The 9455-nt window shown below is 71.1% G+C and carries 8 protein-coding genes; 1 reads left to right on the forward strand and 7 read right to left on the reverse strand.

Going from position 1 to position 9455, the window contains the following annotated elements:
- Positions 1 to 565: 565 nt before the first annotated feature.
- Positions 566 to 1570 carry a stage II sporulation protein M gene (locus tag AB0D49_RS17035; protein WP_362757780.1) on the reverse strand — a complete coding sequence of 335 codons (1005 nt, stop codon included), beginning with the start codon at positions 1568 to 1570 and terminating at the stop codon, positions 566 to 568.
- Positions 1571 to 1710: 140 nt separating this feature from the next.
- Here AB0D49_RS17035 and AB0D49_RS17040 point away from each other — a divergent pair, with 140 nt between their 5' ends.
- Positions 1711 to 2658 carry an RDD family protein gene (locus tag AB0D49_RS17040; RefSeq protein WP_362757782.1) on the forward strand — a complete coding sequence of 316 codons (948 nt, stop codon included), beginning with the start codon at positions 1711 to 1713 and terminating at the stop codon, positions 2656 to 2658.
- Positions 2659 to 2693: 35 nt separating this feature from the next.
- Here the strand turns inward: AB0D49_RS17040 and AB0D49_RS17045 are convergent, their stop codons facing one another.
- The 6 genes from AB0D49_RS17045 to AB0D49_RS17070 form a co-directional block, all read right to left on the reverse strand.
- The gene (locus AB0D49_RS17045; protein WP_362757784.1) at positions 2694 to 3326 is read right to left on the reverse strand and encodes a hypothetical protein; all 633 of its coding nucleotides are present in this window, start codon (positions 3324 to 3326) and stop codon (positions 2694 to 2696) included.
- A 159-nt stretch (positions 3327 to 3485) separates the two neighbouring features.
- A complete protein-coding gene (gene ahcY / locus AB0D49_RS17050) occupies positions 3486 to 4943 on the reverse strand; it encodes an adenosylhomocysteinase (protein ID WP_362757786.1) in 1458 nt (485 codons plus the stop codon).
- A gap of 255 nt (positions 4944 to 5198) precedes the next feature.
- Positions 5199 to 6179, reverse strand: a complete 981-nt coding sequence (locus AB0D49_RS17055; RefSeq protein ID WP_362757788.1) for a cation diffusion facilitator family transporter — start codon at positions 6177 to 6179, stop codon at positions 5199 to 5201.
- Positions 6180 to 6383: 204 nt separating this feature from the next.
- Complete coding sequence (gene manA, locus AB0D49_RS17060) at positions 6384 to 7535, reverse strand: mannose-6-phosphate isomerase, class I (protein ID WP_362757790.1); 1152 nt, start codon at positions 7533 to 7535, stop codon at positions 6384 to 6386.
- 86 nt (positions 7536 to 7621) lie between these two features.
- Entirely contained in the window at positions 7622 to 8776 is a 1155-nt protein-coding gene (locus AB0D49_RS17065) for an SIS domain-containing protein (protein ID WP_362757792.1), read from the reverse strand.
- A gap of 69 nt (positions 8777 to 8845) precedes the next feature.
- The gene (locus AB0D49_RS17070; protein ID WP_362757794.1) at positions 8846 to 9016 is read right to left on the reverse strand and encodes a Trm112 family protein; all 171 of its coding nucleotides are present in this window, start codon (positions 9014 to 9016) and stop codon (positions 8846 to 8848) included.
- Positions 9017 to 9455 lie beyond the last annotated feature (439 nt).

The following is a 9455-nucleotide window of genomic DNA, read 5'->3' on the forward strand; positions in this document are numbered from 1 at the left end:
CCGTAATCGGGACACACACACGAGAGCGGAACAGCCAGGCGGAATAAGCCCGACCGTTCACAGCGTCCTCGCTGTGTTATTTCAAAGGAACCTCGTCCCAGCATGATGCTGGAGACGGGGTATCAACATATCTGGCGTTGATTTTTGGCACGCTGTTGAGTTCTCAAGGAACGGACGCTTCCTTTGTACTCACCCTCTCGGGCTTTCCTCCGGGCGCTTCCCTTCGTGTCTCCGACTCTATCAGACCGTTTCCCGGTCCGATTTCCTCGGAATGCTTTCCAGGTTTTCGCTTTCGCGATTCCCTTTCCGGCGGTTCCGACTTTATCAGAAGTTTCTTGCCGGTCTGACCGGCCGTCTCTTTCCGATTTCATCGGGGGGCGCCACAACAAAGTCGAAATCTCGTGTGAGGAGACGGCGACTTGAGATGGCTAGTGGATTCTGTGGTTGCCGACCGGGTGACACCCAGTTCCAGGCAACTGTTCGAATCTACCTCCCCGCCTGTGCTGTGTCAACAGCTCCTGCGGGGCGAAGAGGACAGTAGCAGCTCAACAGACGTGTCCGCACATCAGGCGGCCGTGGGGACGGTCGCGCTGCGTTCAGTGGCGTCCACGTCGCCGGTGGCTCCGGCGCGGGCCGCTCGGCCGCCGAGGACGTAGACGTACGCGAGGAAGGCCAGCTCGGCTGTGATGCCGATGGCGATGCGGGCCCAGGTGGGGAGGCCGGACGGGGTCACGAAGCCTTCGATGACTCCGGAGATGAAGAGGACCAGGGCGAGGCCGATCGCCATGCCGACGGCCGCGCGGCCCTCTTCCGCGAGGGCGGTGCGCCGGGTGCGGGGGCCGGGGTCGATGAGGGTCCATCCGAGGCGTAGTCCGGTGCCGGCGGCGACGAAGACCGCGGTGAGTTCCAGGAGGCCGTGCGGCAGGACGAGGCCGAGGAAGGTGTCCAGGCGGCCTGCGGAGGACATGAGGCCGATGCCTATGCCCAGGTTCAGCAAGTTGGTGAACAGGACCCAGATCACGGGCAGGCCGAGGAAGACGCCGAGGACCAGGCAGAGGGCCGCCGCCTGCGCGTTGTTCGTCCAGACCTGGGCGGCGAACGAGGCGGCGGGGTGGCTGGAGTAGTACGTCTCGTAGCCGCCGCCTGGGCGGGTCATCTCGCGTAGTTCGTCGGGGGCGGCTATGGAGGACTGGACCTCGGGGTGGGCGCCGATCCACCAGCCGAGGAGGGCCGCGACCAGGGTGGAGAGCAGGGCTGTGGGGACCCACCAGTGGCGTGCGCAGTAGACGGCGGCCGGGAAGCCGTAGGTGAGGAAGTGGGTGACGTCGCGCCAGGACGCGCGGCGGGTGCCGGTGACGGCGCTGCGCGCGCGGGCGACGAGTTGGCTGAGGCGGCCGGTGAGCTGGGGGTCGGGGGCGCTGGACTGGATCTGGGAGAGGTGGGTGGCGGTGCGCTGGTAGAGCGTGACGAGTTCGTCGGCCTCGGCGCCGGTGAGGCGGCGGCGTCGTAGGAGGGTGTCCAGGCGGTCCCATTCCGCGCGATGGGCGGTGACGAAGACGTCGAGGTCCATCGGTGTGCCTGCTCCTCGGCTGTTCGTCGGCGGGTCGTGGCCGATTCAGGTGGGTGTCAGCTTGTCCTACTGCGGCGCTCCGCGTTCTCAGCTTGGCAGACTGATCGTGCGATAGGCAGACCAGGGGAAGGGTGAAGGGCGTGGATGAGCTGGTGACGGGCGAGGCGGTGGCCTTGGAGCTGCGTCCGGCGAAGCTGCCGAGCAGGGCTCTGGCGGTGCTGCTCGATCTCCTCGTGGCCTTTGCCGCGTATCTGCTGGTGTCCATGGGGTTGATGATCGCTTCGGCGTCTTTGGACGATGCCGCGCGGACGGCGTTGTCGATCGCGTCGTTCCTGCTGGTGCTGGTGGGGGCGCCGATCGCGGTGGAGACGCTGTCCCATGGGCGGTCGCTGGGGAAGATGGCCGTCGGGTTGCGGGTGGTGCGGGATGACGGGGGGCCGATCCGGTTCCGGCATGCGCTGGTGCGGGGTGGGATCGGGATGATCGAGATCCTGATGACGTTCGGGGTCGTCGCGTGTATCGCGTCGCTGGTGTCGGCGCGGGGGCGGCGGCTGGGGGATGTGTTCGCGGGGACGCTGGTGGTGCGGGAGCGGGTGCCTGCCGCGCGGACCGGGTTGGTGCCGCCGCCTCCGCCGTGGCTGGCGGGGCGGTTCGCGGCGGTGGATCTTTCGGCGGTGCCGGATGGTCTGTGGCTGGCCGTGCGGCAGTACCTGACGCGGATGGGGCAGCTGAGTCCGCAGGTCGGCTGGAGCATGGCGGAGCGGTTGGCGGCCGATGTGGCGGAGCGTTCGGGGGCTCCGGTGCCGCCTGGGGTGCCGCCCGGCGCCTATTTGGCGGCGATGTTGCAGGAGCGGCAGGTGCGGGAGGCTCGGCGGGCTGCGGGGAGCGGCGGGGTCGGGGTGGCCGGGTCGGGTGCGGTGGGTCCGGGGACGGGTGGGGGGCCGGTCGTTCCGCCGTCGGTGAGTGGGGGTCCGGCGCCGTCCGCTCCGGGGGTCGGCGGTGATTCGCGCGTCGCGCCTCGGGAGCCGGGGGCCGCGGGTGAGCGGCCGTCGCCGAAGCCGTCGACCGGGTTCGTGCCGCCTGCGTAGGTGGTTCGGGCGGTTTGCTCGGGGGCTTGTGGGCGTTAGGCGGTGTCCGGGTCGGGGGCGAAGGTGGACGGGGGTGAGTCCAGGTCGTCGAGTTCGATGCCGGGGGCGGCCAGGACCACGTCGCCGGTGAGGTGGACGGGGTGTCGTTCGCCGGTGTCCAGGGCTGTGACCTGGTATTCGTCCACGGTCAGGGGGGCGTTGTCAGTGGCGTGTGCTTCTCTTTTCAGCAGGGCCCAGGACTGGTCCACGGTGCGGGGGGCGAGGACCGGGTGGGTGAAGTCGACCAGGCGGATTCTGGTCGCTGCTGAGGAGGGGGTGAGGCGCAGGAGTCGAGCGGTGGCGATGACGAACGCGGGGGAGGTGCCGGTGAAGGCGTGGGCACGCACATTGCCTTCGGTGGCATGGCTGCCGGTGGGGTCGGTGCGGACCCAGGTGACGCCGTCGAGGGCGGCACCGCGCACCTGCCAGCTCGCGGCGTGGAGTTCGAGACGGAGGGGGCGGCCGAGGGCGTCGAGGGTGAGGTCGACGGAGCCGAGGTGATCGCCGGAGGGGGTGGTCAGCTGGGAGACGTAGCGCCAGCCGGAGGGGCCGGGGGCGCACTGGAAGTGTTCGTGGGCGAAGGGGGTGTGATCGTGCGGATCGAGGAGCGAATAGCGACCGCGGGGCATGAGGGTCCTGGTCCTGGGGTGTGACGGGTGGCGCGGCCGGTCGGACGAGTGGGTCGCGGGCCGGGCGGAGCGGGGCGGCCAAGGGGACAGGCCCCCGGCACGGGGGTGCGGGGGCCTGTCCTTGAGGTCGCTGTGGAGCGCGGGGCTCGGTAGCGGTGCTCAGTAGCGGTAGTGGTCCGGCTTGTACGGGCCCTCGACCTTCACGCCGATGTAGTCGGCCTGCTCCGGGCGGAGCGTGGTGAGCTTGACGCCCAGGGCGTCCAGGTGGAGGCGGGCGACCTTCTCGTCGAGGTGCTTGGGCAGGGTGTAGACGCCGGTGGGGTACTCGTCGGGCTTGGTGAACAGCTCGATCTGGGCCAGGGTCTGGTCCGCGAAGGAGTTGGACATCACGAACGACGGGTGGCCGGTGGCGTTGCCCAGGTTCAGCAGGCGGCCCTCGGACAGGACGATGAGGACCTTGCCGTCGGGGAAGGTCCAGGTGTGGACCTGGGGCTTGACCTCGTCCTTGACGATGCCGGGGAGCTTGGCGAGGCCGGCCATGTCGATCTCGTTGTCGAAGTGGCCGATGTTTCCGACGATGGCCTGGTGCTTCATCTTGGCCATGTCGGCGGCCATGATGATGTCCTTGTTGCCGGTCGTGGTGATGAAGATGTCGGCGGTCTCGACGACGTCGTCCAGGGTGGCGACCTGGTAGCCGTCCATCGCGGCCTGGAGGGCGCAGATGGGGTCGATCTCGGTGATGATCACGCGGGCGCCCTGGCCGCGCAGAGATTCGGCGCAGCCCTTGCCGACGTCGCCGTAGCCCGCGACGACCGCGGTCTTGCCGCCGATGAGGACGTCGGTGGCGCGGTTGATGCCGTCGATGAGGGAGTGGCGGCAGCCGTACTTGTTGTCGAACTTCGACTTGGTGACGGCGTCGTTGACGTTGATCGCCGGGAACAGGAGGGTGCCGTCGCGCTGCATCTCGTACAGGCGGTGGACTCCGGTGGTGGTCTCCTCGGTGACGCCGCGGATCTCCGAGGCGAGCTGGGTCCACTTCTGGGGGCTCTCGCCCAGGGTGCGGGTGAGCAGTTCGAGGATGACGCGGTGCTCGTCGGACTCGGCGGTGTCGGGCGAGGGGACCTTGCCGTCCTTCTCGTACTGGACGCCGTTGTGGACGAGGAGGGTGGCGTCGCCGCCGTCGTCGAGGATCATGTTGGGGCCGCCGGTGGGGCTGTCAGGCCAGGTCAGGGCCTGCTCGGTGCACCACCAGTACTCGTCGAGGGTCTCGCCCTTCCAGGCGAAGACGGGGATGCCCTGGGGGTTGTCCGGGGTGCCGTTCGGGCCGACGGCGATGGCCGCGGCGGCGTGGTCCTGGGTGGAGAAGATGTTGCAGGAGGCCCAGCGGACCTGCGCGCCGAGGGCGGCGAGGGTCTCGATGAGTACCGCGGTCTGGACGGTCATGTGCAGGGAGCCGGTGATGCGGGCGCCGGCCAGGGGCTGTGCCTCGGCGTACTCCTTGCGGATCGCCATCAGGCCGGGCATCTCGTGCTCGGCGAGGGTGATCTCCTTGCGGCCGAAGACGGCCAGGGAGAGGTCGGCGACCTTGAAGTCCTGTCGGTTGTCGACAGTCGTCATTGCGAGCTGCTCCTCGGTGTCGGTTCGAGGTGGGTAGGGCTGGTCTGCGCGGCGGCGGACACAGGGGTGCCCGCGTGCGCGCAGCGCAGTCCGTCGGAGGCCCTCTCTCCCTCGGTCGGTCCGCTGGGGGACCGCCCGACCGCCATCAGCAGCGACGTCTGGCTCCGTCCCAAGCTACACCGGACGGCCCGGCCGTCCCCAGTCCGGCCGCGAAGAGTTCGCGCCGTTCCGGGGAGCCGGTCGGGGGCGGTGAGGTCAGTGGGCGGTGTCGGGGTGGGTGGGGCCGCCGGGGGTGGTGGTGGGGTCGGCGCCCTTGGCGGCTTCGGTCTCGCTGTAGACGTCGGGTTCGAGGTAGATGACGCGGGCGATGGGGACGGCCTCGCGGATGCGGGCCTCGGCGGCGTCGATGGCGGTGGCGATCTCGGTGGCGGTGTCGTCGTGCCGGACGGCGATCTTGGCGGCGACGAGGAGTTCCTCGGGGCCGAGGTGGAGGGTGCGCATGTGGATGATGCGGGGGACGGTGTCGCCGTCGACGATGGCGGCCTCGATCTTCCGGACGTCCTCCAGGCCGGCGGCCTCGCCGAGCAGCAGGGACTTGGTCTCGGCGGCGAGGACGACGGCGATCAGGATGAGGAGGACGCCGATGCAGAGGGTGCCGATGCCGTCCCAGATGCCGTCGCCGGTGAGGAGAGCGAGGCCGACGCCGCCGAGGGCGAGGAACAGGCCGACGAGGGCGCCGAGGTCCTCCAGGAGGACGACGGGGAGTTCGGGTGCCTTGGCGTGGCGGATGAAGTCCTTCCAGGACTGGCGTCCGCGCAGGGCGTTGGACTCCTTGATGGCGGTGCGGAAGGAGAAGGTCTCGGCGATGATCGCGAAGACGAGAACGCCGACGGGCCAGTACCAGTGCTCGATCTCGTGGGGGTGCTTGATCTTCTCGTAGCCCTCGTAGATGGCGAACATGCCGCCGACGGAGAAGAGGACGATGGAGACGAGGAAGGCGTAGATATAGCGTTCGCGGCCGTAGCCGAAGGGGTGTTGGGGGGTGGCTTCGCGCTGGGCGCGTTTGCCGCCGAGGAGGAGCAGGCCCTGGTTGCCGGAGTCGGCGACGGAGTGCACCGCTTCGGCGAGCATCGAGGACGAGCCGCTGAAGAGGAACGCCACGAACTTCGCTACGGCGATCGACAGGTTGGCGAGGAGTGCCGCCACGATCGCTTTGGTGCCGCCTGACGCGCTCATGTGGTCCGGGGTGTCCCTTCTTCATCTGCGTGCGTCGCCGGGACGGGCTGTGCCGGGCGCCGCCGTGCCGGGCTGGGCCCGTGCGTTGTCGGTGGGCATTGTTGCAGTCCGGTACGGCGGTGGCGGCTGAGTCGGTGAGTTCCCTCACGGGGGAGTCACCGGGGGCTCACATGGGGGGAGTCAGGGGCTCTCCGGCCGGGCTGGTCAGGCGATGACGGTGGCGCGGAAGAGCGTGCCGGTGCCGGAGACCTCGGTGGGTTCGCCCGCGGGGACGAACACGGACCGGCCGGGGGTGAGGTCCTGGTCGCCGAGGTGGAGGGTGCCGGTGGTGCAGAGCAGGATCTGCGGGGTGGGGCGGGTGAGGTCGCGGGGGGTGGCGCCGTCGGTGAGGAGGTAGCGGGAGAGGCGGAACTCGTCGATGGGGGTGGCGTAGACCTCTTCGCCGTCCGGGTCGGCCTCGGGGCGCAGGACGCCGGGGTCGGTGGGTGCGAAGCGGACGACGCGCAGGAGTTCGGGGACGTCGATGTGCTTGGGGGTGAGGCCGCAGCGCAGGACGTTGTCGGAGTTGGCCATGATCTCGACGCCGAGGCCGTCGAGGTAGGCGTGCGGGATGCCGGCGCCGAGGTAGAGGGCCTCGCCGGGCTGGAGCCGGACGTGGTGGAGCAGCAGGGCGGCGAGGACGCCGGGGTCGCCGGGGTAGTGCCGGGCGATGTCGGCGTAGGGGGTGTAGGGGCCGCCGAGGCGTTCGCAGGCGGTGGCGGTCTCGGTGACCGTGCGGGTCATGTCCTCGGGGTCGGCGGTGAGGACGGCGGTGAGGACCTCGCGCAGGGCGGCTTCCTCGGGGTGGGCGCGCAGCAGGTCGGCGTAGGGCTTGAGGGAGGGGACGCCGAGGCCGTCGAGGAGGTCGGCGGCGTCGTTGGGGTCGCGGAAGCCGCAGAGGCCGTCGAACTCGGTGAGGGCGCAGATGAGTTCGGGCTTGTGGTTGGCGTCCTTGTAGTTGCGGTGGGGGGCGTCCAGGGGGATGCCGCGGCGTTCCTCGTCGGCGTAGCCCTCTTTGGCCTGGGTGAGGTCGGGGTGGACCTGGAGGGAGAGGGGGGCGCCCGCGGCGAGGAGTTTGAGGAGGAAGGGCAGGCGGGGGCCGAATCTGGCCACGGTGGCGGGGCCGAGTTCGCGCTCGGGGTCGGCCTTGATGACGTCGTCCAGGGTGCCGCGGGGGGTGCGGGAGGGGGCGCCGGGGTGGGCGCCCATCCACATCTCCGCCTGTGGTTCGCCGGTCGGCTCGGTGCCGAGGAGGCGGGGGATGGCGGTGGTGGACCCCCAGGCGTAGGGGCGGACGGTGTTGTCGAGGCGGTCCATCGTTCGTTCTCTCAAGGTTCGGCGCGTGGCTGGTTTTCGGGGGGGGGTGTGGGGGCGCGGGTGTGTGTGTGGGGGGGGTGTGGGGGTCAGGAGGTGCCGGGTTCAGGGGATGCGCCTGAGGCGAGCGCCAGGTAAACGGCGGCGAAATCCGTCATGGCGATCAGTTCGGCGAGGGTCTCCAGTTCGTCGCCCGACTCGGGTTCCAGCTCGCTGATCGGCGTGTCGTGGCTGAGGGCCAGGTCGCGGGCGGTGGGGGCGGCAGTGAGGCCGCCGATCGGGCGGTCCCTGAGCAGGACGACTCGGGCGTGCAGTGCGGGGGGTTCGTCGACGCGGTCGCGGAAGAAGTCGTCGGGGTCGGCGCCCGCGGCGAGTGGTCCGGCGAGCAGGGCGCTGTGGGCGGAGAGCGCTTCGGGGAGTTCGGCGACGAGGGCGGGGCGGCCGGAGAGTTCGGCGAGCGCTCCGGCGAAGCGGCGGCCTGCCGGGCCCGCGGAGGTGCCCTCGGTCCAGATCACCGGGAGGGCGTCGGCGAGTTCGGCGGCGAGGGTCTTGGCCGGATTGCTGTAGGTCGCGATGGCTGGGCCGCAGCGCTGGGCGATGTGGTCGAGGCGGTCGGCGACCTTCTCCAGGGCCTCGGGGGGCGCGGACAGCAGGCCGATGCGGTCGAGGAGGCAGAGGAGGGGGGTGAGCAGGGCCCAGAAGACGCCGGGGGCGGAGGCGGCGAGTTCTTCGGGTTCGTCCTGGTCGTAGGGGGCGGTCGCCATCGGGACGAAGAGGCCGTGTACGGCGGCGACGGAGTCGGCGAGGGGGGTGCGGGCGGGGGCGACGGCGACGACCGTGCAGCCGCGGCGGTACGCCTGGTCGGTGAGGAGGGCGAGGCCGGGTTCGGTGCCGTCGGGGGTGGCGATGAGGAGGAGGTCGAGGTTGCCGCTCCAGCCGGGGACCTCCCAGCGCAGGGCGCCCGCGACCGGGGCCACGCCGGTGGGGGCGAGGCGGATGACGGGGCTGCCGGGGCCGGCGAGGGTGCCGAGGAGGTCGGCGGCGCAGATGGCGGCGGCGCCGGGGCCCGCGATGAGGACGGCTCGGGGGCGGCCGTCGGGTTTGAGGGCGGTGACGCCCGCCTCGGCGGCGTGCCGGGCCGCGGTGCGGACGCGGGCGCCTGCCTCGGCGGCGCCGCGCAGGAGGCCGCGGTGGTCGGCGTCCGCGAGGGCCTCGGGGGTGTCGAGCAGCGACTCGTCGAGCATGGGCGGACTTCCGATCGCCGGGGGTGGGGCGGGGTGGGGTGCGGGTGGGGGTGGGGTGCGGGTGGGGTGCTACGCCGGGCGGCGGGCCTCGTCCACGAGGAGGACGGGGATGTCGTCGCGGACGGGGTAGGCGAGGCCGCACGCCTCGGAGGTGCAGATCAGCTCGGTGTCCTGCTCCTTGAGGGGGGCGTGGCAGGCCGGGCAGGCGAGGATCTCCAGGAGGCCGGCTTCCAGGGGCATGTGTCTGTCCTTCGGGGTGAGGGGGGTGGGGTGGGTTTTGGTGGTGGGGCTGGTGGGTGGGGTTGGTGGGTGGGTTGATGTGCCCGGTCAGGGTACCGCCGTGGGGGCGGGGGGTGGGGGGCCGCGCCTCGCGGGGGGGGGAGGTGAGAGAGGTGAGGGGGTGAGGGAGGTGAGGTGCGTGAGGTGGGGGCGGTGTTGTGCGGGTGAGTGAGGGGGTGGACGGGGCGGGGGCTGGGGTACGGGGGTGGCGCTCGCCCGCGCTGGCGGGGTGCCGCTGCGCCCACCCGTGCCGCCCCAGCGGCACGACTGCCCGCAGTTGGGTGGGGCGGGGTGACGGGTGTGGTGGGGTGAGGGGTGAGGTGAGGTGGGGGCGCGGTGTGTGGCTGGGGTGGGCGGTCGGTCATGTGGTGATTGGGCCAGCGGGCTGTGCGGTTGGCCC

Origin of the sequence: Streptomyces sp. NPDC048290 (assembly GCF_040652095.1) — a bacterium.
In the GTDB taxonomy this organism is placed as follows: domain Bacteria; phylum Actinomycetota; class Actinomycetes; order Streptomycetales; family Streptomycetaceae; genus Streptomyces.

Coding starts and splice junctions, on each gene's coding strand:
- AB0D49_RS17035 (WP_362757780.1), bottom strand. CDS start 1,570: ATGGACCTCGACGTCTTCGTCACCGCCCATCGCGCGGAATGGGACCGC.
- AB0D49_RS17045 (WP_362757784.1), bottom strand. CDS start 3,326: ATGCCCCGCGGTCGCTATTCGCTCCTCGATCCGCACGATCACACCCCC.
- ahcY (WP_362757786.1), bottom strand. CDS start 4,943: ATGACGACTGTCGACAACCGACAGGACTTCAAGGTCGCCGACCTCTCC.
- AB0D49_RS17055 (WP_362757788.1), bottom strand. CDS start 6,179: ATGAGCGCGTCAGGCGGCACCAAAGCGATCGTGGCGGCACTCCTCGCC.
- manA (WP_362757790.1), bottom strand. CDS start 7,535: ATGGACCGCCTCGACAACACCGTCCGCCCCTACGCCTGGGGGTCCACC.
- AB0D49_RS17065 (WP_362757792.1), bottom strand. CDS start 8,776: ATGCTCGACGAGTCGCTGCTCGACACCCCCGAGGCCCTCGCGGACGCC.
- AB0D49_RS17070 (WP_362757794.1), bottom strand. CDS start 9,016: ATGCCCCTGGAAGCCGGCCTCCTGGAGATCCTCGCCTGCCCGGCCTGC.